Annotated in this window: 22 protein-coding genes and 1 pseudogene; 20 read left to right on the top strand and 3 right to left on the bottom strand. The window is 70.7% G+C overall.

Features of this window, described 5'->3' with window-relative positions; translation table 11 throughout:
• Positions 1-22: 22 nt before the first annotated feature.
• From CEB94_RS25860 to CEB94_RS25920, 13 genes are all read left to right on the top strand, one after another.
• The gene (locus CEB94_RS25860; RefSeq protein WP_381103352.1) at positions 23-358 is read left to right on the top strand and encodes a pilus assembly protein; all 336 of its coding nucleotides are present in this window, start codon (positions 23-25) and stop codon (positions 356-358) included.
• Positions 348-707: a TadE/TadG family type IV pilus assembly protein gene (locus CEB94_RS25865; RefSeq protein WP_175434470.1), complete on the top strand. Its 360-nt coding sequence runs from the start codon at positions 348-350 to the stop codon at positions 705-707. Before CEB94_RS25860 ends, CEB94_RS25865 begins: the two co-directional genes overlap by 11 nt.
• A gap of 15 nt (positions 708-722) precedes the next feature.
• Complete coding sequence (locus tag CEB94_RS25870) at positions 723-2,060, top strand: TadA family conjugal transfer-associated ATPase (protein ID WP_175434471.1); 1,338 nt, start codon at positions 723-725, stop codon at positions 2,058-2,060.
• A gap of 9 nt (positions 2,061-2,069) precedes the next feature.
• The gene (locus CEB94_RS25875; protein WP_175434472.1) at positions 2,070-3,014 is read left to right on the top strand and encodes a type II secretion system F family protein; all 945 of its coding nucleotides are present in this window, start codon (positions 2,070-2,072) and stop codon (positions 3,012-3,014) included.
• Positions 3,015-3,030: 16 nt separating this feature from the next.
• Complete coding sequence (locus CEB94_RS25880) at positions 3,031-3,918, top strand: DUF5936 domain-containing protein (RefSeq protein WP_175434473.1); 888 nt, start codon at positions 3,031-3,033, stop codon at positions 3,916-3,918.
• Between the two features lie 391 nt (positions 3,919-4,309).
• A complete protein-coding gene (locus CEB94_RS25885; RefSeq protein ID WP_425472492.1) occupies positions 4,310-5,776 on the top strand; it encodes a sensor histidine kinase in 1,467 nt (488 codons plus the stop codon).
• A gap of 26 nt (positions 5,777-5,802) precedes the next feature.
• Positions 5,803-6,771: a response regulator transcription factor gene (locus CEB94_RS25890; protein ID WP_175434474.1), complete on the top strand. Its 969-nt coding sequence runs from the start codon at positions 5,803-5,805 to the stop codon at positions 6,769-6,771.
• 145 nt (positions 6,772-6,916) lie between these two features.
• Positions 6,917-7,150: a hypothetical protein gene (locus CEB94_RS25895; RefSeq protein ID WP_175434475.1), complete on the top strand. Its 234-nt coding sequence runs from the start codon at positions 6,917-6,919 to the stop codon at positions 7,148-7,150.
• A complete protein-coding gene (locus tag CEB94_RS25900; protein WP_175434476.1) occupies positions 7,147-7,770 on the top strand; it encodes a pilus assembly protein TadG-related protein in 624 nt (207 codons plus the stop codon). The genes CEB94_RS25895 and CEB94_RS25900 overlap by 4 nt, the downstream gene beginning before the upstream one ends.
• Positions 7,771-7,786: 16 nt before the next feature.
• Positions 7,787-8,368 carry a hypothetical protein gene (locus CEB94_RS25905; protein WP_175434477.1) on the top strand — a complete coding sequence of 194 codons (582 nt, stop codon included), beginning with the start codon at positions 7,787-7,789 and terminating at the stop codon, positions 8,366-8,368.
• 11 nt (positions 8,369-8,379) lie between these two features.
• The gene (locus CEB94_RS25910) at positions 8,380-9,027 is read left to right on the top strand and encodes an OmpA family protein (protein WP_175437162.1); all 648 of its coding nucleotides are present in this window, start codon (positions 8,380-8,382) and stop codon (positions 9,025-9,027) included.
• Positions 9,028-9,202: 175 nt separating this feature from the next.
• Positions 9,203-11,674, top strand: coding sequence for a Flp family type IVb pilin (locus CEB94_RS25915; RefSeq protein ID WP_175434478.1), 2,472 nt, complete (start codon positions 9,203-9,205; stop codon positions 11,672-11,674).
• Positions 11,675-11,698: 24 nt separating this feature from the next.
• Positions 11,699-12,433: a hypothetical protein gene (locus tag CEB94_RS25920; RefSeq protein ID WP_175434479.1), complete on the top strand. Its 735-nt coding sequence runs from the start codon at positions 11,699-11,701 to the stop codon at positions 12,431-12,433.
• A gap of 182 nt (positions 12,434-12,615) precedes the next feature.
• Here CEB94_RS25920 and CEB94_RS41065 read toward each other — a convergent pair whose 3' ends face one another.
• Positions 12,616-12,768: a hypothetical protein gene (locus CEB94_RS41065; RefSeq protein ID WP_246111919.1), complete on the bottom strand. Its 153-nt coding sequence runs from the start codon at positions 12,766-12,768 to the stop codon at positions 12,616-12,618.
• A gap of 256 nt (positions 12,769-13,024) precedes the next feature.
• On the opposite strand from CEB94_RS41065, the gene CEB94_RS25930 reads away from it, so the two are divergent.
• From CEB94_RS25930 to CEB94_RS25945, 4 genes are all read left to right on the top strand, one after another.
• Positions 13,025-13,930 carry an NADP-dependent oxidoreductase gene (locus tag CEB94_RS25930; protein WP_175434480.1) on the top strand — a complete coding sequence of 302 codons (906 nt, stop codon included), beginning with the start codon at positions 13,025-13,027 and terminating at the stop codon, positions 13,928-13,930.
• An 83-nt stretch (positions 13,931-14,013) separates the two neighbouring features.
• A complete protein-coding gene (locus CEB94_RS25935; RefSeq protein WP_175434481.1) occupies positions 14,014-15,075 on the top strand; it encodes an alkene reductase in 1,062 nt (353 codons plus the stop codon).
• Positions 15,076-15,086: 11 nt separating this feature from the next.
• Positions 15,087-15,566, top strand: a complete 480-nt coding sequence (locus CEB94_RS25940) for a MarR family winged helix-turn-helix transcriptional regulator (RefSeq protein WP_175434482.1) — start codon at positions 15,087-15,089, stop codon at positions 15,564-15,566.
• A gap of 258 nt (positions 15,567-15,824) precedes the next feature.
• Positions 15,825-16,745, top strand: coding sequence for an SDR family oxidoreductase (locus CEB94_RS25945; RefSeq protein ID WP_175434483.1), 921 nt, complete (start codon positions 15,825-15,827; stop codon positions 16,743-16,745).
• 188 nt (positions 16,746-16,933) lie between these two features.
• On the opposite strand, the pseudogene CEB94_RS41070 reads toward CEB94_RS25945, so the two are convergent.
• Both CEB94_RS41070 and CEB94_RS25950 read right to left on the bottom strand, forming a co-directional pair.
• Positions 16,934-17,068: pseudogene (locus CEB94_RS41070) on the bottom strand (helix-turn-helix domain-containing protein); the annotation flags it as partial.
• 56 nt (positions 17,069-17,124) lie between these two features.
• Positions 17,125-17,508 carry a DUF192 domain-containing protein gene (locus CEB94_RS25950; RefSeq protein ID WP_175434484.1) on the bottom strand — a complete coding sequence of 128 codons (384 nt, stop codon included), beginning with the start codon at positions 17,506-17,508 and terminating at the stop codon, positions 17,125-17,127.
• Positions 17,509-17,822: 314 nt separating this feature from the next.
• On the opposite strand from CEB94_RS25950, the gene CEB94_RS25955 reads away from it, so the two are divergent.
• From CEB94_RS25955 to CEB94_RS25965, 3 genes are all read left to right on the top strand, one after another.
• Positions 17,823-18,482 carry a hypothetical protein gene (locus CEB94_RS25955; RefSeq protein WP_175434485.1) on the top strand — a complete coding sequence of 220 codons (660 nt, stop codon included), beginning with the start codon at positions 17,823-17,825 and terminating at the stop codon, positions 18,480-18,482.
• Positions 18,483-18,517: 35 nt separating this feature from the next.
• The gene (locus tag CEB94_RS25960; RefSeq protein ID WP_175437163.1) at positions 18,518-19,495 is read left to right on the top strand and encodes a hypothetical protein; all 978 of its coding nucleotides are present in this window, start codon (positions 18,518-18,520) and stop codon (positions 19,493-19,495) included.
• 68 nt (positions 19,496-19,563) lie between these two features.
• Positions 19,564-20,442, top strand: coding sequence for an LLM class flavin-dependent oxidoreductase (locus CEB94_RS25965; protein WP_175434486.1), 879 nt, complete (start codon positions 19,564-19,566; stop codon positions 20,440-20,442).
• The last annotated feature ends 61 nt before the right edge of the window (positions 20,443-20,503 follow it).

Below are 20,503 nucleotides of genomic sequence, written 5' to 3' on the forward strand. Positions count from 1 at the left end.
GGTGACCATCGAGTTCCTCGGGATGATGCCGACGATCATCGTGACGCTGATCGCGCTGTGGCAGGTGGTCCTCGTGGGCTACACGTTCGTCCTCGCGGGGAACGCGGCGGACGAGGCGGTGCGTGAGGGCACGGCGGCGGCACCGGGCGGGCCGCGGGAGGCTGCGTGCGAGGCCGCCGCCCTCAAACACCTGTCGGAGGCGTGGCGCTCCGGCGCCGACGTGAGCTGTGGCGGCTCCGGATACGTCACGGCCGCCGTGAGTCTGGACGTCCCGGTCCTCTTCCCGGGCGTTCTGTCGGTGCCGATCCAGATCCGCGGACACGCCGGAGCGGTGGAGGAGGACAAGGGTGCCCCGTGACCCCGAGCGCCGCGACCGCGGCCAAGTCGCCATCGAGTACATCGGTTTCCTGCCGATCCTCCTCCTCGTCGCCCTGGCGGCCGTACAGCTGGGGCTGATCGCGTACACGGCCCAGCAGGCGGGTACGGCCGCCCGGACGGGGGCGCGCAGCGCGTCGCTGGAGGGGCCGCACGAGGCGGACTGCCGGGCGGCGGTGAGCAGCTGGCTGGCCGACGAGACCAGTTGTCCGGCGTCGTTCGGCGCCGACGAGGTCACGGTCACGGCCGAGATCACCATCCCGTCGGTCTTCCCGGGCAAGGACAACTTCGGCACGGCCCGCAAGACCGCGACGATGCCGCGCGACCACTGAACGGAGCACGGACTCATGAGCCTGCGAGCACGCATCAACACCCCCGAGGAGAACGGCAACCGGGGCGAGGACGGCCACATGGTCGCCTCCTACCGGGCCAAGCTCCTGGAGGAGATCGACCTCGCGGAGATGAGTTCGCTGGCCGCCGCCGAGCGCAGGGCGCGGCTGGAGCGGGTGCTCGGGCACATCATCAGCCGCGAGGGCCCGGTCCTGTCGACGGTCGAGCGCTCGCAGCTGATCCGCAGGGTGGTCGACGAGGCACTGGGCCTGGGCATCCTGGAGCCGCTCCTGGAGGACGCCTCCATCACCGAGATCATGGTCAACGGCCCGGACGCGATCTTCGTGGAGCGCGGCGGCCGGGTCGAGCAACTGCCCCTGCGCTTCGCCTCGAACGACCAGCTGATGCAGACCATCGAGCGGATCGTCTCCACCGTCAACCGCCGCGTGGACGAGTCGAACCCCATGGTCGACGCCCGCCTCCCCTCCGGCGAGCGCGTCAACGTCATCATCCCGCCGCTGTCCCTGACCGGCGCCACCCTCACCATCCGCCGCTTCCCGCGCTCCTTCACGCTCCAGGAGCTGATCGGCCTCGGCTCGCTCGACGAGCACATGCTGTACCTGCTGGCGGGCCTCGTGCAGGCGAAGTTCAACATCATCGTCTCGGGTGCGACGGGCACCGGAAAGACGACCCTGCTGAACGCCCTGTCGGGACTCATCCCCCAGGGCGAACGCATCATCACCATCGAGGACTCCGCCGAACTCCAGCTCCAGCAGCCCCACGTGATCCGCCTGGAGTCGCGGCCCCCGAACGTCGAGGGCAAGGGGCAGATCTCGATCCGCGACCTCGTCCGCAACTCCCTGCGCATGCGCCCCGACCGGATCGTCGTCGGTGAGGTCCGCGGCGGCGAGTCCCTCGACATGCTCCAGGCGATGTCGACCGGCCACGACGGCTCACTGGCCACCGTCCACGCCAACAGCGCCGAGGACGCGCTGATGCGACTGCAGACCCTGGCGTCCATGTCGGACGTGGAGATCCCCTTCGTGGCGCTGCACGACCAGATCAACAGCGCGGTCGACGTCATCGTGCAGCTGACGAGGTTCGCGGACGGCGCCCGCCGCATCACCGAGATCGCCCTGATGGACAGCCACGGAAGCGACCCCTACCGCCTGGTCACCGTCGCCCGCTTCAATGCCCGGCCGATGACCTCCGACGGCCGTATCCACGGCGCCTTCGAGTACCACCCCCTCCCACGCCGCACCGCCGACCGCCTCTACATGGCGAGCCAGCCCCTCCCGCAGGCCTTCGGCATCGCCCGGTCCGCGGACCAGCTAGCCACCCGAGAAGCCAGGTAGGACCGACCGATGGAACTGCAACAGCTCATCACGCTCACCACCGGCATCACCCTGCTGACCTGCGTCCTCGCGGTCCTCGGCCTGCACTCCTACGCCACGGGCAAGGCACAGCGGCAGGCACTGGTCGACCGCCTGTCCGCCACCGGCCGGATCCCGGCGGGTGGCCGGCGCCGCAACTTCCGCGGGATCGACCGCCGTCTGCGGCGCACCAGGCTCGGCAAGAAGCTGGAACTGCGCCTGGCGGCGACCGGCCTGGACATCACGCCCGGCGAGTTCTTCGTCTACATGCTCGCCACGGTCGCCGGTCTCTGGCTGATCGGCCAGGCGGCCCTGGCCCCGTTCTTCGGGCCGCTGGCGGGCCTGCTCGGCATCGGGGTCGCCGTCCAGTTCCTCAACTGGCAACGTCAGAAGCGCATCGAGAAGTTCATCAACCAGCTCCCCGAAATGGCCCGCATCCTCGCCAACGCCACCCAGGCGGGCCTCGCCCTGCGTACGGCGATCGGCATGGCCGCCGAGGAGATGGAGGCCCCGGCGGGCGAGGAACTCGGCAAGGTCTCCAACCAGCTGGCGGTCGGCGCGTCCATGGACGACGCCCTCGGCGAACTCGCCGACCGCCTCCCCTCCCGCGAACTGGTCGTCCTCGTCACCACCCTCGTCCTGTCGAACCGGGCCGGCGGTCAAGTGGTGGGCGCCCTGCGCAACCTGACGGAGACGCTGGAGGAACGCAAGGAGACCCGGCGCGAGGTCCGCACCCAGCTCTCCCAGGTCACCATGACGTCGTACGCCGTCCCGGTCCTGGGCGTCGGCTCGCTCTTCCTCATGAACGGGGTGAAGGACGGCGCCCTGGACCGCATGACCGGCTCCCCCTTCGGCCAGGGGGCGGTCATCATCGCCTTCTCGCTCTACGCCGTCGGCTTCGTCCTCATCCGCCGCCTGTCCCGCATCGACGTCTGAGAGCCCGGAGGCAACCATGGGACTGCTCCTCGCCCTGCTGATGGGCCTCGGTGTCTGGGGCGTCTTCGCCGGCATCCGCATGTACCGGGCGGAGGCGAAACTGCCCGGCGACCTCGCCCTGGCCCTGGAGGTCGGCTCCACCCGCACCGGCGCGGTCGACTCGCTCATCGACCGCATGGGCATGCGCTACGCGCCCGCGGTGCTGCGGCTGATGGGCCCCAAGCAGGTGGCGAAGTACCGCCGCAAGATCGACCTCGCGGGCAACCCCGGCGGCCTGACGATCGACAGATACGCGGCGCGGCGGGCGGTCTACGGCTTCCTGGGGGTCGTGGGCTTCCTGGTCTTCCTCATGCGGGGCCAACTGCTGGTCGCCCTGCTCCTGCTGGCCTTCGGGGCGTTCTGGACGGAGGTCGGCATCTGGTCGGCGATCCGCATCCGCAGGGACGTCATCGAACGGACCCTTCCGGACTTCCTGGACGTCCTGGCGGTCGTGGTGAGCGCCGGCCTCGGATTCCGCCAGGCGCTCGACCGGGTCGCGTCCCGGTACGAGGGCCCCTGGGCCGACGAACTGCGCATCACCCTGCGCCAGATGGACCTCGGCATGAGCCGCCGCCAGGCCTTCGCGGAACTGCGCCGCCGCAACGACTCCGAGCAGGTGGCCATGTTCGTGACGGCGCTCCAGCAGGGCGAGGAACTGGGTGCGCCGATCGTCGACACGCTGGTGTCCCTCGCCAAGGACATGCGCCGTACGGACGCGCAGAACGCCCGCCGCAAGGCGGCCCGGGCCGTCCCCAAGGCCACGATGATGATCACTACCTTCATGGTCCCGGCCACGATGCTGCTGCTCGGCGCGGGCCTGATCCTCGGCTCGGGCACGGACTTCGGCTCGGTGACGGGGAAGTAGGGGAGTGGGCGACGGTATGTCGATGACAGGGGAGCGGACGGGGCTGCTGGCGCGTCGCCGCCGCCGGGCCGAGCAGACACCGGAGATCACGACGCCTCCGGCGGGCACGGTGCTGCCGGCTCATGTCCGCACGGGTGCGCCGGACGTACCGGTGACGTCCGTGACGCCCGCGCTGCCGCCGGGGTGGGAGGCGGCGGTGAGGGGCGAGCCGACGCTGCGAATCAAGGGGGGCGGGCGGCGGAAGGGGGCGGTGCCCCGGGTGACCGGGATGGATGCGCCTGCGCCGGGGCCGATGCCGGCAGAGGCGGTGCCCCAGGGGGCCGGGGTGGATGCGCCTGCGTCGGGACCGATGCCCCGGGTGACCGGGGCGGATGCGCCTGCGTCGGGACCGATGCCCCGGGTGACCGGGGCGGATGCGCCTGCGCCAGGGCCGGGGCCGACAGCCGCGGGCAGCGACCCGGCACGGCATGCGGCACGCGGTCCGCAAGCACAGGTGAACGGCCGGTCGGCCGCCGATGGTGCCGCGCCCCCACAAGGACCACCCGCACCCGGCGACCACATCCGCACGGGCGGCCCGGCCGGGAACCCGGTCCCGGCCGAAGGCCGGGCGAACGGCACGCCCGCCAACCCCGCGATCGACATCCAGGTCAACGCCCTCCAGGCCATGTGCCGCCAGGTGTTCGGCTTCCGCCTGGCCATGATCGCCCTGGCCACCCCCACCGCCCTCGTCAACGCGAACGACGGGCTCCCCACCCGCCTCGTCGGCGCGGCCGTGGTCGTCACGTTCATGACCTCCTACGTCCTGTTCAGAGACTGGGAACGCTTCGGCCCTCTCCTCCTGCGCCACCCCTCCCTCCTCGCCGCGGACACCCTCTTCGGCGCCCTGCTCCTCATCGCGGCCGGCCCCGACAGCACCCTCGCCTACGTCAGCGTCTGCACCCCCCTCCTGGCAGGCCTGGTCTACGGCTGGCGCGGCGCAGCGGTCTTCGCCTCGCTCCAGGCCCTTCTCCTGCTCCTCATCCACGCGGCACAGGAGAACCCGGCCCCCGGCATCACCGAGTCCGCCCTCCTGCCCGGCCTCTGCGTCATCGCCGGAGCCGTCGGCTCCAGCCTCCGCAACCTCATGCTCCGCTTCGGCGCTGCCACCCAGGCCCTCACGACCGTGCAGGCCCGTCTCGCCGTGACGGAGGCGGTCAGTGCCGAACGCGCTCGCCTGGCCCGCGAGATGCACGACTCGGTCGCCAAGACCCTGCACGGAGTGGCCCTGGCCGCCGACGGCCTCACCGGCTCGGCCGGCGCCGACCGCATGGACCCGGCCCTGATCAGACAACAGGCGGAACTGGTCGCCCGTTCGGCCCGCCGAGCCGCCGCCGAATCCCGCGAGCTCCTGGCCGACCTGCGCCGCGAATCGGACCCCGCCCAGGCCACGGACGTGCTGGTCGAACTCGCCGCCCGCACCCGTGACTTCAGCGCCCGCACCGGCCTCCCGGCGGTCTACCGCCCCACCGGCGCCCACGCCGTGCCCCCGGTCCCACCGGCGGTGGCCCGCCAGCTCCTCACCATCGCCTCGGAAGCCATGGAGAACGCCCACCGCCACGCACACCCCACCCGCGTCGACGTCAGCGCGGGGGTCCACGGCGACCTGCTCCGCATCAGCGTCTACGACGACGGACGCGGCCTCCCACCCGGCACCACCCTCGAACAACTCCGACGCGCGGGCCACTTCGGTCTGGTCGGCATGGTGGAACGCGCGGCCTCCGTCGGCGCCCGCATCCGTATAGGCCGCGGCGGGCATCCCCAGGGCACGGAGGTCCGCCTGGAACTCCCCCTGGCCGCCCTGACCACCCCCACCGCATGACCCCACGACCCGAGAGGAGGCCCCGGATGCCGGACCAGACGCCCCACCCCACCGGCGCCCCGCAGCCGCCACCGCACCACCCGTTCGCCGACCTTCCGCTCCCGAGGCCGGCACAACCGGCCCGCCGCCTCCGGGTCGTCGTGGCGGACGACAACCCCGTGGTCCGCGCCGGCCTCACCGCCCTGCTCTCCGGCCGCGCGGACATCGAGGTGGTGGCGGAGGCCGCCGACGGCCGCCAGGCCTACGAGGCCGCCCACCGGCACCGCCCGGACGTCGTCCTCCTCGACGTCCGCATGCCCGGCGTGGACGGCATCTCGGCCCTCCCGTACCTGGTGGGGATCGCCCCGGTGGTGATGCTGACCTACAGCAGGGAGTCGGAGATCGTCCAGGAGGCCCTGCGCCGGGGAGCGGGCGGCTACCTGGTCCACGGCGAGTTCACGGCCGACCAGCTGGTCGACGCCGTACGGGGCATCAAGGAGGGCCGGGCCCACTTCACCCCCACAGCGGCGGGCGCCCTGCTGGCGCAACTCCGCCAAGGCCCGGGCCCGGCGTCGCCCCTGCCGGACGGCCTGGGCCGGTCATCGAGTGCGACTGCATACGGAATTTCTGCCTCCGCGCAACCGTATAAGCAACCTCAACAGCCCACCTCATCAGCGAGTTTCGGTCCACCCTTCACCCCGACCCCGCCCATTCCTTCAGGAAACCTTTCGCAAATGCAACCGCATGTGGGACAGTCTTCGTCTGAGTGGACGAGTGGCCGTCCGGCCGCTCCCGACAGGTCGCGGTTCCAACTGAGCACGAGGGAGGCGGAGATCATGGACCTCATCGCGTCCGGCATGAACAACCAGCAGATCGCCGCCACGTGCTTCATCAGCGAGAAGACCGTCAAGAACCACATCAACCGCATCTTCGCCAAGCTCCACAGCACCAGTCGCTCCGAGGCCGCCGCGAAGTGGATCGGCACGGCGCCGGACGCACACCGGGGACTGGGGTGACCTTCGGTGACGCGATGGGGGAACAGCCGGTCGGGCCCGAGCGATTGGGCCCGGAATTGGGCCCTGGGGCCCTCTGGCGGGGAGCTTGTCCGGTCGTACGTTCCTCGTGTCGAAAGCGACACAGCCGAACCCGGAGGGGAACACCATGAGCGACCTGATGCTGAAGACCGCCGTCGCGACCAAGGTCCGCGTGAACGGCTGGAAGAACACGACGGCCGCGGCGATGCAGCGCCGCGCCGGCGACCGGGGGCAAACGGCTGTCGAGTACCTGGGCATCATCGCGGTGGTGGTGGCGATCGTGCTGGCGATTACGGGTACCAGCCTCGGCCAGACGATTCTCGGGAAGATCCAGGCGCAGATCGCCAAGGTCGCTCCTTGACACGACTTCGCCGGTACGGCGACGCAGGGCAGGCCTTCCCCATCTACATCACAGTGGTGGGGGGCCTGCTCTTTCTCGCGTTCGCGTACTTCGCGGTCGGTCAAGCCGCGGTGAACAGGAACGGCGCCCAGACAGCCGCCGACGCGGCGGCTCTCGCGGCAGCGCAGGACAGGCGGGACCAACTCGCCGACGCGTGGGTGACAGACGTACTCAACCCGAGCAAGTGGCAGGCGATCTTCGAGGGCAGTGCCGAAGACATCGGCCCGTCATGCTGGCGTGCGTATCAGCTTGCCGAGCAGAACGACGCCAGAGTGCTCTCGTGCCCGGATCCGGAGGGGCCTCTGCGCTTTTCGGTCGAGGTGCAGACCAACAAGCCCATGGGGGAATCGATCGTCCCCGGCGAGGCGGGTCGGAAGGCGCATGCTTCCGCCACTGCCGTGATTGAGGCCCGTTGCGACTTCGACCCCCCGGCCGGGAACGCCGGTCCCGACGTCCTGCCGAAGCTCTTGTGCGAGGACGAACAGGACTGGGTGCTGGACCCGGACGACCTCGATGTTCTGCCGGAACCCGAAGACCTCTTCGACGTCCATCTGGCCGACCCACTAGCGAACGACGAGTGATGAAGGAAGCAGAGAGATGAGCATTCGGTTCACTGCGAAGGCCCGCAGGGGAGCGGTCGCGCTGACCGTTGCGGCCGGACTGGTCCTCGGCGTGGCGGGTTGCGGTGGCGGCGGTGGCGACGAGGACAAGCCGACCCCGTCTGCGACTGCTTCCAAGGACACTGGATCCAAGCCGAGTGCGCAGGAGGGGCAGTCGGAGACACCGCTGGCGGAACTGAAGGGCACGGGCGGACTGCTCCTTCAGATCACGTCTGCCGCGCGGGACTCGGGCGGCTTCCTCACCGTGAACGGGGTCGTAAAGAACGACGGAGACAAGTCCGCAGTGGTCCCCCCTCAGACGAGCGGTGACGAGACGGAGGTCATCGCGCACGGCCCCTCGCTCGGTGGTGCCACCCTCGTGGACGCCAAGGGGAAGAAGCGCTATTACACGCTCCGAGACACTGAAGGGCGCCCGCTGACGACAACCGGCCTCGGCAACCTTGAGGCGGGGCAGACACTCCCGGTCTTCATGCAGTTCCCCGCACCTCCGACAAGCACGACCGAGGTCGACTTGCAGGTCCCCACGTTCTCCAGCGGCACCATCAAGATCTCCGGGTGAGGCCGGCCATGATGACCCGCACACGCACCCGACCGGCGACACCACGCCTCGCCCTGGTCCTCACCGCCGCCGGCCTCATGGTGGCCACGAACCTCTACGGCGCTGTCTCGGCCCATGCCGACGAAACCCCCGGCGTCCCCCCTGGTACCGAGGCCTCCGCCTCCGCCCCCGTCGAGGTCGACCCCAACGACCCCGACCTCAAGCTCCCCGAAGGCGCCACCCTGGCCTCCGCCAAAGTCCTCGACATCAAACAGGTCGTAGAAGACCAAAGCGGCGACGAACGTCGCGAAGACACCAACGCCGATGTCAAGTTCGCCCTCCAGGCCGAGGTCCTCTTCGGCAAGGACAGCGCGAAACTCAGCGGCGAGGCGAAGGCCCGGATCTCCGCGATCGCCGAGGAGATCAAGACGCAGAACGCGACGAAGATCCGCGTCTTCGGTTTCACGGACAACCTCGGTTCCTCCGCCCACGGCGACGTCCTGTCCCGGAAACGCGCCGACGCCGTCCAGAACATCCTCGACCAGGAACTGACCGACTCCAACGTCACGTACGAGGTCCGCGGCTACGGCGAGCAGTACCCGATCGCCGACAACTCCTCGGAAACCGGCCGCAAGAAGAACCGCCGGGTCGAGGTCTCCTTCCCCCGCTCGGAGAGCTGACCGGGGGAGCGGCGGCCCACACCCTCATGCCTGGGTCCAGAGGCGCCACCCCGTGTCTCCCCTGACCCGTTGGGCCTCCCGCGTGGGCCCCGTTTTGGGGCCACGGACCCATCCCGCCCCGCCTGCCCCTCCCTACTCTCGGGCGGTGTCGTAGACCGAGGGAGGGGGCGGGGGCATGGCCTCGACCGGGCATCCACCACACTCCGGAGCCGGAGCGGCATGGCCCCCGCCGGGCAACGGCCGCGGCCGCCGTCCGATGCCGGGCTCACTCGCGACCGCCCTGGTCCTCACCCACACCCTCTTCGCGATCACCCTGCTCGGCGGCCTCGGCGTCCTGCTCACCGCGGCCTCGTACGACGCCGTGGACGGCGGTGTCCTGGCCCTGACCGCCTACGCGGCGGCCCCGGGCACCCTCGGCTGGTGGCTTGCCCGCCGCACCTGGCAGGGCGGAACCAGAACCCGGGCCGCCCTGATCGCCGTACAGGCGTGGCTGATCCTCGGCGCGACAGCGAACATCACCGACGGTTCACCGCGCGGCTTCACCCAGCTGTTCCTCCCGCTCCTCGTCCTCTACTTCCTCACCCGTCGGGAAAGCCGCGACTGGTACCGCCTCCCCGGCCGGGAGCGCGCGGAACGCCGCCCCTTCTCCCTGCCCCGGATGCTCCGCCGGCGCCAGGACGAGGGCCAGACGGCGGTGGAGTACGCCGGCCTCATCGCGGTCGTCGCCGCGATCATCACAGCCCTGGTCGTCACCGGCCCGGGCCCGCAGATCTACGGCGGCCTCCAGTCAGCCGTATGCAAGGTCACGGGCACGGCCTGCGCGTCCCCGGCGGCGCCCGGGGAACCGAGGACCGAGGCCGGCCCCGGCAACGAGCCCGCTCCCCAGGAGAACCCCGGCGGCGGGGACGAGGCCACCGAAGACAGGAAAGCCGACGAGACGGCCGACGGCGACGAGAAGGACGACGAGAAGAAGGGCGACGACGGCTGTTTCAGCGGCTTCGGTGCCTTCTTCGGCTGCACGGGCGATCAGCTCAAGCAAGTCGGCGAAGGCCTCTTCGTGGACGGTATAGGAGGCGAACTCAAAGGCATCTGGGACACCGTCACCAATCCGCTCGACACCCTGGACGGCCTGAAGGACTACGGCGGCCTCATCGCCGGCCAGTGGTCGCAGGACGCCAAGGACGCCGGTGACAAATGGGCGAAGGGCGACTACCTCGACGCACTCAGCTACTGGGGCGGCGCGACCCTGAACTCGGGCGGAAAGATCCTCGACGACATGTTCATCGGGGACGAGGTCCGCGACCAGTGGGACAAGGGCAACGAGACCCGTGCCGTCACCACGGTCATCTGGAACGTCGGTTCTCTCTTCATCCCCGGCTACGGCGAGGCGAAGCTCGTAGGAAAACTCGGCAAGCTGGGCAAACTCGGGAAGCTCGGCGACGTGGGCAAGCTCACCGAGAAGGCGGCCGACGCGGCGGAGGATGCCGGTAAGGCCGCCAAGGCAGGCGACGTCCCCGGCGCCGAGAAGGCCGCGAAGGAGGCCGACGAGGCGGCGGACGAGGCGGAGAAGAAGGCCCGTGAATCCGGCTGCGCCATCGCCTCCCCGGCCCGCGGGACGCCGTACGGCGACGCCCCGCAGGAACCGGCGCCCCTCACCGGCTCCTCCGGCACGGGTACCACGGTCCTGGCGGTCGGCCCCTCGGCCGCCCACGTCGTACGCGCCGAGGACACCAAGTACGTCATCCTCGCCCAGGACGGCTGCGACGAGGAGGCCAAGCAGGAGGCCGAGGAGGCCCGGAAGCAGGCGGACGCGGCGGAGCAGCAGACGCTCGAGGCCCGCGCCGAAGCCGCGAAGGCCGCCCTGCGGGAGCGGGGCTCCTCCGTCCCCGGCGACCAGATCGACGGGCTCGTCGACCGGGCCAAGGACAACCCGGACCCGGGCAAGGCCGAGATCGGCACGGAGGACGCGGCCGCCGCACTCGACGAGATCGCCGACCTGGCGCGCCGCGAGAACGTCAACGGCGACGCCGCCGCCGCACTGGAGGGCAAGGTCGTCAACGCTCCGGACGCCAACAAGCTGGCGGAAGCCCGTGCCGAGGTGAACGCCGTACGGCGCGCCGCCGACGACGCGGCCCCCGGCACCCGGGTGGACGCCGGTGTCGGCGGCAACATGAACCGGAAGGAGGCCGACCTGGGCAACGGGGAGAAGGTGAATCTCGATGAGATTCCCGACGCCGACGTGGTCTACAAGGACAGGAGCGGCACCGTTCACGTGAAGGAGGTCAAGAACGCCGGCTCCGCCATGCGCAAGGCGGACTTCGCCCACCAGGTCGAGCGGCTGAAGAAGTGGGCGGGCAGGGAGCCCGGCCGGAAGGCCACCGTGGAGGTCGAGACGACGGATCGCTGGCCTTCGGTCTTCAGTGAGTTCAAGCCCGCCCGGAACGGCAAGCCGGCGAAGGACACCCGGACGGCGGCCGGTGAGATGGCGAAGAACGACGTGGACGTGACAGTGGCGGGCCAAGGCCTGTCCGCCGACCAGCTCGGCAGGATGCAACGCGCCGTCGACGAGCGGACCGCGAGCGGCACGATGGACTGGTCCAGGATGAAAGACCCGGAGAGCGCCAAGGCGTACCTGGGCATCGACTGAGCAAACGACGGAGACGAGACGTGGGTGGGACTCGGGATGAGTGGGCCGGGCACGGAGCCGAATGCCGAGGAGATGTGGGATCCGCGGGTCGCGCGCTGGCGCGACCCGGAGGGTGACTACGTCCTGCCCCACGCTCTGCGGTCCCTGCCCCAGCCCTGGGACGAGAGCGACTGGAGGCGGATCGCGGAGCTGCCCCGTACCGACGAGCGGCTGGCCGAAGCCCGGCGTGTGCTGACCGTGCTCCTGGAGGATCCGGCACTGGCTCCGCAGGTGCCGGATCCTCCGTCGCCCGGCCTGTTGCGGCACGTGTGGGAGGAATTCCACCAGGCCGTGGGGGAGAGCATGCCCCGCCCGAGCCACGTGACATGGTCCGGCGTCGACGAGCTGGTCCGTGCGTGGCAGGACCGACCTCAGTTGTATCCGCTGCACCGGCATGTCGTGCGGCACGTCGAAGCGGCGGTGCTGGCCATGATCCCGTTGCTGCGGGACGACATCGCCGACTCGGTGTTCCGCTGGCTGGCTCTCGACCCTGATCCGGGGCGCTTCGCCGACTGGGCGGTGGGCCTCGCCGAGCGTTGCGTGATCGAGGACATCGGTGCCGACCCGGCCGTCGAACTGCTGGGCGCGGTGGGGAGCCCCGAGGCCAAGGCGGCATTGGGGCGACTGGCGGTGAAGCCGGGCGGGCCGGCGAGCTGGCAGAACGCGGAAGCCGCGCAGAGCACGCTCTTCGACCTGGGGAGCGAAGGGACCAGCCACTGACAGCACATCCGCGTTTCACCCACGACCCCCAGGCCGTGGCCGGGCAGAGGCGGTGTACGACAGGACTGACCGATGATCTGTGACCTGCTGCCGACCGGGCCGCCGGTATCGCTCGCCGAGGCCCTGACACAGGCGGTGCGGACGGAAGGCGTCGATGCGGACGTGGCCGACCGGGACCGCGATCAGGCCCCGGAGTCCTGGCACGGACACCAGCGCAGACCAGCCGGGTGATCACGTGCCCGCTCGTCGGTGACGCCCGCGCCGCCGATGGTCTTGCCGCGCTTGCGGGCGGACTCGTGGCCTTCGAGGGTGCGGTCGCGGATGTACTCGTGCACTCGTGCTCCGTGCCGGACATCGCCGCCGGCACCGTGAACACGATGCCGGACGGGTGGTGCGAGCCCTCCAGCTCCCCGGCGAGCTTCCCGGCGGCCTCCAGCTGTCGTTGCGCGGTCGGCCATGCAAGTGGTCGCCGCACCTCGACGTGAGCCGAGGTGGACTGCCTTCGCAAATACTTGGCTAGCCACACGATTGCTGCTACCTTAATTATGTGGCCAGCCACGCTTCTGGTGGCCGAAGAGATATGGAGTCATCATGAAAGCAATCGTTTTCGATCAGTTCGGCGGCCCGGACGTGCTGCACGAGGCGGCCATCGAGGTGCCTCAGCCCGGCCCCGGCCAGGTCCGGGTCCGCGTGAAGGCCGCCGGGCTGAACGCGCTGGACGGCAAGATCCGCGCCGGTCTGCTGGAGGCCGTCCGCCCGACGACCCTCCCCGCCGTCCCCGGTGGCGAGCTCGCCGGCGTGGTGGACGCCCTGGGTGAGGGCGTGAGCGACGTGCAGGTCGGCGATGAGGTGCTGGGCTGGTCGGACACCGGCTCGTACGCCCAGTACGCGCTGGCCACCACCGTGGCCCCCAAGCCCGCCGGCCTCGACTGGCGGCACGCGGTCGCGCTGCCGGTGGCCGGTGAGACGGCCGAGCGGGTCCTGAACCTGCTGGAGGTGGCCGCCGGGGAGACCGTGCTGATGCACGGCGCGTCCGGAGCGGTGGGAACCCTGGCGGTCCAGCTCGCCACGGCCCGCGGAGCACGCGTGATTGCCACCGCGGGCCCCTCCAACCAGGAGTACCTCACCTCGCTCGGCGCCACCGCGACCGTGTACGGCGACGGTCTGGTCGAGCGGGTGCGAGCGCTGGCCCCCGAGGGCGTGGACGCGGTGTTCGACCTGGCCGGGAAGGGAGCCCTGGAGGACTCCATCACCCTGCGGGATGGCACCGAGCGCATCGTCACCATCGCCGACTTCGGTGCACGGCAGCTGGGCATCACCTTCTCCCAGGGGTCCCAGGAACGCTCGACCGCCCGCTTGGCCGCCCTCGCCCAGGACGCCGCGGCCGGCAAGCTCGTCACCACCGTCACCGCCTACCCGCTCGACCAGGCGGCCACGGCCCAGCAGGTCAGCGACGCCGGGCACGTGCGGGGCAAGCTCGTCCTGACCATCGACTGAGCACGCCCGCCCACCGCCTCCCCACAACCACCCGCTGCCTTTTGCGGTGACCGGCCGGTCACCGCCCTATCGAAGGACCCCTCATGCTGGATTCCCTGTGGACGCCGACCACTCTTGGCGGCATCTCTCTGCCGCACCGCCTGGTCATGGCCCCCATGACCCGTGACCGCTCCACGCCCGAAGGCGTCCCCACCGAGCTGAACGCCGAGTACTACGCCCAGCGGGCCTCGCACGCGCTCGTCATCACCGAGGGAACCCAGCCCTCCGCCGACGGCCAGGGCTACCTCCTGACCCCCGGCATCCACAATGACGAGCAGATCGCCGGGTGGCGCAAGGTCACCGACGCCGTGCACGCGGCCGACGGCCGCATCGTCATCCAGCTGATGCACACCGGACGCATCGCCCACCCCGACAACACCCCCCACGGCCGCCGGCCGGTCGCCCCCTCGGCGATCCGGCCGCAGGGCGCGATGTTCACGGCGTCGGGGCCCCAGGAGATGCCGACCCCCCGTGCTCTGTCGACGCAGGAGGTAGCGACGACCGTCGACGACTTCCGCCGCGCCGCAGCGGCCGCCGTCGCGGCCGGCGCCGACGGCGTGGAGATCCACGGCGCCAACGGCTACCTGGTGCATCAGTTCCTGTCCGACAACACCAATCAGCGCACCGATGGCTACGGCGGCTCGATCGAGGGCCGCATCCGCTTCGCCGTCGAGGTCGCCGCAGCCGTGGCCGACGAGATCGGCGCCGAGCGCACCGGCATCCGTATCTCCCCCGCAAACCCCTACAACGACATCGCCGAGTCCGACACCGCCGAGCTGTATCCGGCGCTCCTGGACGCCCTGCGCCCCCTGGACCTGGCCTACCTCCACGTGATGCACGCGGGCGACGAGGAGCTGCTGGGCACTCTGCGCGCGCTGTGGCCGACCACGCTGATCCTCAACAGGGGCGGCTCCGACTTGCCCGCCCGCGCCGAGGACATCGACAACGGCACGGCCGACCTCGTCTCCGTCGGCGCCCTCGCGCTCGCCAACCCGGACCTGGTCGAGCGGCTCCGCGCCGGCGCGCCGCTGAACACCCCCGACCCGGCGACCTTCTACGGCGGCGGAGCGGCCGGCTACACCGACTACCCCACCCACACCGACTGAGGAACCGAACCATGCCCACCCCCGAACCCCGCATCCCCACGACGGCCGGCGCAGGACCGATGAGCTACGCGATCTTCCAACTCGCCCGCGCCCACCGCGCCTACGCCGCCGCCATGCTCCGCGAGATGGACCTGCACCCCGGACAGGAACTGCTGCTCATGCAACTTCTCGACCGGGACGGCCAGACCCAGTCCGAACTGCTCGGAAGCGTCGGCCTGGACCACTCCACCGTCTCCAAGTCCCTGCGCCGCATGCAGGACGCCGGCCTGCTCGTGCGCGAGCCGGCCGCACACGACCGGCGCGTCATGGTCGTCCACCTCACCGACAAGGGCCGCGCCATGCGTGAACCCATCGCGGCCCTGTGGCGGGCCCTGGAGGAGACCACCGCCCGGAATCTGTCGGAGCGCCAGGCGGAGTCCTTCGTCGAGACCGCGTACGCCATCACCGAGGCGATCAGCAGCCGCGCGCTGCCGGAAGAAGAGTCCGCGTGACTGCCCGGTGTGCACCCCACGCGGAATGGAGTGCACACCGTCCCGCATGCGGCGCGACCACCGCCAGGCCGGCCCTGGCACCCAACCCGTCGCGGCTGCCTTCGGACGCGGCACGTTCCGGCGGCGAGGCGCACCGCGGACCCGCCCCCACGGCCCGCCTCCATCGGCCCCCCGGCACGCAGGCGCCTATGTCTGCAGCCGCGCCTGCCCCGCCCCACCAAGCCCCTCGCTGATGACCTGACGGAAAGTGAGACCCTCATGCCTGCCACCGACTCAACCGCCCTCCCGGTCCTCGTCGTCGGGGCGACCGGCTCCCTGGGGAGCAAGGTCGTCGACGAACTCCTGGGGCGCGGCAAGAACGTCCGCGCCCTGGTGAGGCCGGCCAGCGACGCCGGCCGGCTCGAAAGCCGGGGCGTTCAGATCGCCCGCGGCGACATGCTCAACGTCGACTCGCTCGTGGCCGCGATGAACGGTGCCGACGCCGTCATCACCACCGCCGCCGGCTACACCCGCGGCGGCAAGAACGCCAACGACATCGACACCATCGGCAACGCCAACCTCGCCGAGGCCGCCCACCGCACCGGCATCCGGCGGTTCGTCCTGACCAGCATCCTCACCAGCGACCAGACGCCACAGGTCCCGCACTTCTGGCACAAGAAGCTCGCCGAGGACAGGCTCGAACAGCTCGGCGTCCCGTTCGTCGCCCTGCGCCCGGGGGCGTTCCTCGACCAGGTCGCGAGCATGGCGGGCAACCCGGTCGACAAGGACCGCATGGTGTGGATCGGCAAGGCCACCGTCCCGCTGACCTTCGTCCACACCTCCGACCTCGCGGCGTACCTGGCAGCCGCGGTCGACGTCGAGGCCGAGGCCGGTGAGCGGATCGACATCGGCTGGGACCGTCCGGTCAGCATGCGAGAGGTGGCCGACGTGATGGGCAGCCGGGCCGGAAAGAAGATCAAGGTGCGGGCCGTCCCGTCCGCCGTAGCACGCACCGCAGGAGCCGTCGCCGGCCGCTTCATGCCCCTGATCGCGGACATGGCCGCGATGTTCCGCTGGTTCGAGACCGGACGCTACGTCGCCGACCCCCACCGCCAGGAGCAGCTGTTCGGCCCCGTACCCACGGCCGAGGAGGCCCTCGCCCGATACACCGACGAGCTGCGCACCGCGCGGCACCGGTGACAGGACCCTCGGCCCCTTCTCGCCGCCCGGCGGCCTGACCAGGACGCCTCGGGCCCGTCCCTCCTGGCCGAACCACTCGACAACCGTTCCGGCCGAGCCGAACGGGTGACGGGGCGGGCGCTCAGCGCTGCCCCGGCCGGGATGAGGGGCCCGGTGAAGCCCCGCGATCCCGGGGGCTTCACCCGGTGTCCCCCATGGCCACGGAAGAGGCGGCCGAAGTTCGCGGGATCGGTGAACCCGAGAGGGACGGCCACAGCCCGGGCGTCCCAACCGCCACCTCCCAGCAGGCGCCGGGCTTCGAGCAGCCGCCGCTCGTCGATGACTGCTGGTGTCCGGCCGCGGGTGAGCGACCTGCCGTAGAAGCCCCTGGACCGAGGTCCTAACCTCCCTCCACCGGCACGACCACGTCCACCCGAGCCCCGTTCCGAACTCCCCACTCACTCATCGCCCCGGCCCCTGCCTCCACCACATGCCGGGCCCGCAGCCGAGGCATCCCCAGCCGCCCCGGCCGCATGGTCCGCACGGCGATGACGCGCAGGTGACGGTCCAGGTAGGCGACATCGATCGGCATCCGCATACGAAACGTGTGCACGCTGTTGGCGGGAGAGAGCAGGATCGCCCCGTCGATGGAGTCCCGCCCCAACAGCCCCTTCGTACGGGCCCGATAGGAGGTGGCGATCTCCAGCGGCACTGTGACGGACAGCTCTCCAGAACCCCCGTGCACGACCAGCTCACCACGCCCGTCCCGCCAATGCCGCCCCATCCGGACCCACCTCCGACCGTGCCGCCTGCCCATGGCTCTCCGGCCCCGAAGGTATCCGCAGAGGACAGCCCCTCACATGGACCCACGGGCCCATGCCCTTTGCTCGTTCCTGACTGAAACGCCCCACAGGGCAGCACTGTTGGCGCCCGGCATGGAACGCGTTATGCAACCGTTACGGCTGGAACGGGACGACGAATCGCCGATTCCTCCCCATAGGCCCCGCGAGTTGACAACCTTCACCCTGGTGCGGCCGCACCCCGCTGGATAGCTTTGGTTCGCTCAAGAGAAGCCTCGCCACCTCCCGGGAGCCGACCGTGAACCGCCGCCCCACCCTGCTCGCAGCGCTCACGCTGACCGCCGCTGCGGCCCTGACGCTGTCCGCGTGCGGGAGCGACGACAGCTCCAAGGGCAAGGACAACGACAAGATCGCGGGCGCCGACACCGGGGACAAAACGTCACCTTCTCCCAGCCCGAGCGCATCGGCCGCGGGTGGCCGGCCGGAGATCAGGCTGCCGTCGGACGTGACCTACGAGTTCGAATGGACGAAGACCGGCGACGCCCAGAAGGACGCCGCGCTCAACGATGCCGAGCAGCGCATCAGGGCCGTAGACATGGCAATCGCCAAGCAGAACCCCCTCGACAAGGCCTACCGCTTCTACTCGGAGGGCACGGCCGCCGCCGAGAGCCAGAAGTACATCCAGGAGTTCGTCGACCACGACGCACGCACGACCGGTCTGACCCGCTACTACAACGAGAGCCTGACCATCAAGGAAGACGGCACGGCCGCACTCGTGTACTGCGAGGACCAGAGCAAGGCGTTCAACAAGTTCCTGAAGACGGGAAAGACCGATGTCACGCCGGTGACGAAGGACAGTTACGTCGTCTACGCCGGCACCCTGCGCAAGAACGACAACGGCGTATGGGTCACCGAGCGACTGATCTCGCAGCGGGGGAGCGCGAAGTGTCAGCCCTGATTCGTACCAGGCGCCTGCTCTGCACCGCGGGCCTCATGGCGGCGGCCCTGACCATGACCGGCCCCGCCTACGCCGAGAAGGGGTTCGGCGGCACGGACGGCGAAACGCAGGAGGCCGACTCAGGCAAAGACGGCACCGTCTCCGTCACTGTTGGCGGCGTGGTCTTCGACCGTTCGAAGAACGGCAGCGGCAATTCCGCCGGCGCCCTGACGTCATCCACGTCCTGGACCCCGCCCCCCTGCTGGTACGCCCCGAAGTACACCCCGGAACAGCTTCAGAAGTACCTCGAGCCGACCTGGGAGGCCGGTTCCACGGGCTACGAGTGGGACGCCAAGCAGCGGGACCGCTACGTCAACGGGAAGCCGTACAAGGACTTCAACAAGGACAAGACCGGCAAGGGCTACTTCTGGGACTCGTTCGTCAACCGGGACTTCCCCCCGGGCTGGGACTCCTGTGAGGAACCCATCTTCTGGGTGGACCAGGGTGCCCCTCCGCCCGCGAACATCGAGAACGCCGTCACTCCGAAGGTCCTCGCCGAACTCGCCTACGCCGAGATCCGCGTCCCCGGCACCAAGGTCACCCTGGCGCCCGCCGCACAGACCAAGGTCAACCTGCCGACCTGGGCCTGGCTGGACGTCGCAGACTTCAAACCGGTGTCCGTCACGGCGTCCGTACCCGTCATCGGCATCACCGCGACCGCGACCGCGAGACCGGTGTCGCTCAGGATCGAACCGGGCACCAAGGACGCCGTGACCTACCCGGCCTCCGGCATCTGCGAAGTCAACGACGACCGCATCGGCGAGCCCTACGCCAAGGGCAAGGCCGACCAGACCCCGCCCTGCGGAGTGAGGTACCTGCGCTCCTCGGGCAACGGCACGTACCCCCTCCAGGCCACCGTCACCTGGGAGATCGACTGGACCGGCACCGGCGGCGCAGGCGGCGACCTGCCCGACGGCACGTTCGGTGCGACCCAGGACGTCGTCGTGCAGGAGATCCAGGCCGTCAACCGCTGAGCCGAGCGACAGCTCCGACTTTCATAAGTGTGTTGCCCGGCACTGCCAGTCCCGGGTAGGAAGCCACCATGACCACACTAGGCGCAGTCTTCCGCCCCCAACTCGCCCCCGAGCAACTCCGTTCGGTCTGTGAAGTCGCGGAGAGCGCAGGACTCCAAGAGCTCTGGCTCTGGGAGGACTGCTTCAGGGAAGGCGGCATCTCCACCGCCGCCGCTGCCCTCGCGTGGACCGAGCGGGTGCGGGTCGGGGTCGGGCTGTTGCCCGTGCCCTTGCGGAACGTTGCCATCACGGCCATGGAGGCCGCCTCACTGCACCGGATGTTCCCGGGGCGGGCGATCCTCGGTGTGGGGCACGGCGTGCAGGACTGGATGGGGCAGGTCGGCGCCCGGGTCGAGTCGCCCGTCACCCTGCTGCGGGAGCATCTGCTCGCGCTTCGGGCCCTGTTGGGCGGCGAGCGGGTCACCGTCGACGGGCGGTACGTCAAGCTCGACGACGTGGCCCTCGACTGGCCGCCGGAAGGGCCCCACGGCGGGGTGCTGGCCGGGGCCACCGGGCCGCGGTCGCTGCGGCTCACCGGGGAGGCCGCCGACGGGACCATTCTCACCGCCTCCACGAACGCCGAGGGCGTGCGCAAGGCGCGGCAGCTCGTGGCGGAGGGGCGGGCGGCGGCCGGGCGTGGGGACGGGCCGCACCCTGTCGTCGCCTATCTGCTCACCGCCACCGGGCATGACGCCGCCGCCCGGCTGCGCGCGGAGCTCGCGGACGAGGGGCTCGAAGCCGTTCCGGACCTCGGGGTCGCCGGAGACGCCGGGGCCGTCGCCAAGGCCGTCGAGCGGCTGGTCGAGGCCGGGGCCGACAGCGTCGTGCTGCAGCCGACCGCGGACGAGCCCGACCCGGAGGGGTTCGTGCGGTTCGCGGCCGAGGAAGTGCGACCCCTGGTTCCCTGAGGGCCGCTGCCACGCCCCGGCCGCGCGACGCGTTCCTGCGGCACTGGAAGACCGAGGTCCT

It is taken from the genome of Streptomyces hawaiiensis (genome assembly GCF_004803895.1).
GTDB lineage: Bacteria > Actinomycetota > Actinomycetes > Streptomycetales > Streptomycetaceae > Streptomyces > Streptomyces hawaiiensis.

Coding starts and splice junctions, on each gene's coding strand:
- CEB94_RS25870 (WP_175434471.1), top strand. CDS start 723: ATGAGCCTGCGAGCACGCATCAACACCCCCGAGGAGAACGGCAACCGG.
- CEB94_RS25885 (WP_425472492.1), top strand. CDS start 4,310: ATGCCCCGGGTGACCGGGGCGGATGCGCCTGCGCCAGGGCCGGGGCCG.
- CEB94_RS25860 (WP_381103352.1), top strand. CDS start 23: ATGATGCCGACGATCATCGTGACGCTGATCGCGCTGTGGCAGGTGGTC.
- CEB94_RS25945 (WP_175434483.1), top strand. CDS start 15,825: ATGCCTGCCACCGACTCAACCGCCCTCCCGGTCCTCGTCGTCGGGGCG.
- CEB94_RS25930 (WP_175434480.1), top strand. CDS start 13,025: ATGAAAGCAATCGTTTTCGATCAGTTCGGCGGCCCGGACGTGCTGCAC.
- CEB94_RS25915 (WP_175434478.1), top strand. CDS start 9,203: ATGGCCTCGACCGGGCATCCACCACACTCCGGAGCCGGAGCGGCATGG.
- CEB94_RS25965 (WP_175434486.1), top strand. CDS start 19,564: ATGACCACACTAGGCGCAGTCTTCCGCCCCCAACTCGCCCCCGAGCAA.
- CEB94_RS25880 (WP_175434473.1), top strand. CDS start 3,031: ATGGGACTGCTCCTCGCCCTGCTGATGGGCCTCGGTGTCTGGGGCGTC.
- CEB94_RS25935 (WP_175434481.1), top strand. CDS start 14,014: ATGCTGGATTCCCTGTGGACGCCGACCACTCTTGGCGGCATCTCTCTG.
- CEB94_RS25890 (WP_175434474.1), top strand. CDS start 5,803: ATGCCGGACCAGACGCCCCACCCCACCGGCGCCCCGCAGCCGCCACCG.
- CEB94_RS25910 (WP_175437162.1), top strand. CDS start 8,380: ATGACCCGCACACGCACCCGACCGGCGACACCACGCCTCGCCCTGGTC.
- CEB94_RS25905 (WP_175434477.1), top strand. CDS start 7,787: ATGAGCATTCGGTTCACTGCGAAGGCCCGCAGGGGAGCGGTCGCGCTG.
- CEB94_RS25940 (WP_175434482.1), top strand. CDS start 15,087: ATGCCCACCCCCGAACCCCGCATCCCCACGACGGCCGGCGCAGGACCG.
- CEB94_RS25960 (WP_175437163.1), top strand. CDS start 18,518: ATGGCGGCGGCCCTGACCATGACCGGCCCCGCCTACGCCGAGAAGGGG.
- CEB94_RS25895 (WP_175434475.1), top strand. CDS start 6,917: ATGAGCGACCTGATGCTGAAGACCGCCGTCGCGACCAAGGTCCGCGTG.
- CEB94_RS25950 (WP_175434484.1), bottom strand. CDS start 17,508: ATGGGGCGGCATTGGCGGGACGGGCGTGGTGAGCTGGTCGTGCACGGG.
- CEB94_RS25875 (WP_175434472.1), top strand. CDS start 2,070: ATGGAACTGCAACAGCTCATCACGCTCACCACCGGCATCACCCTGCTG.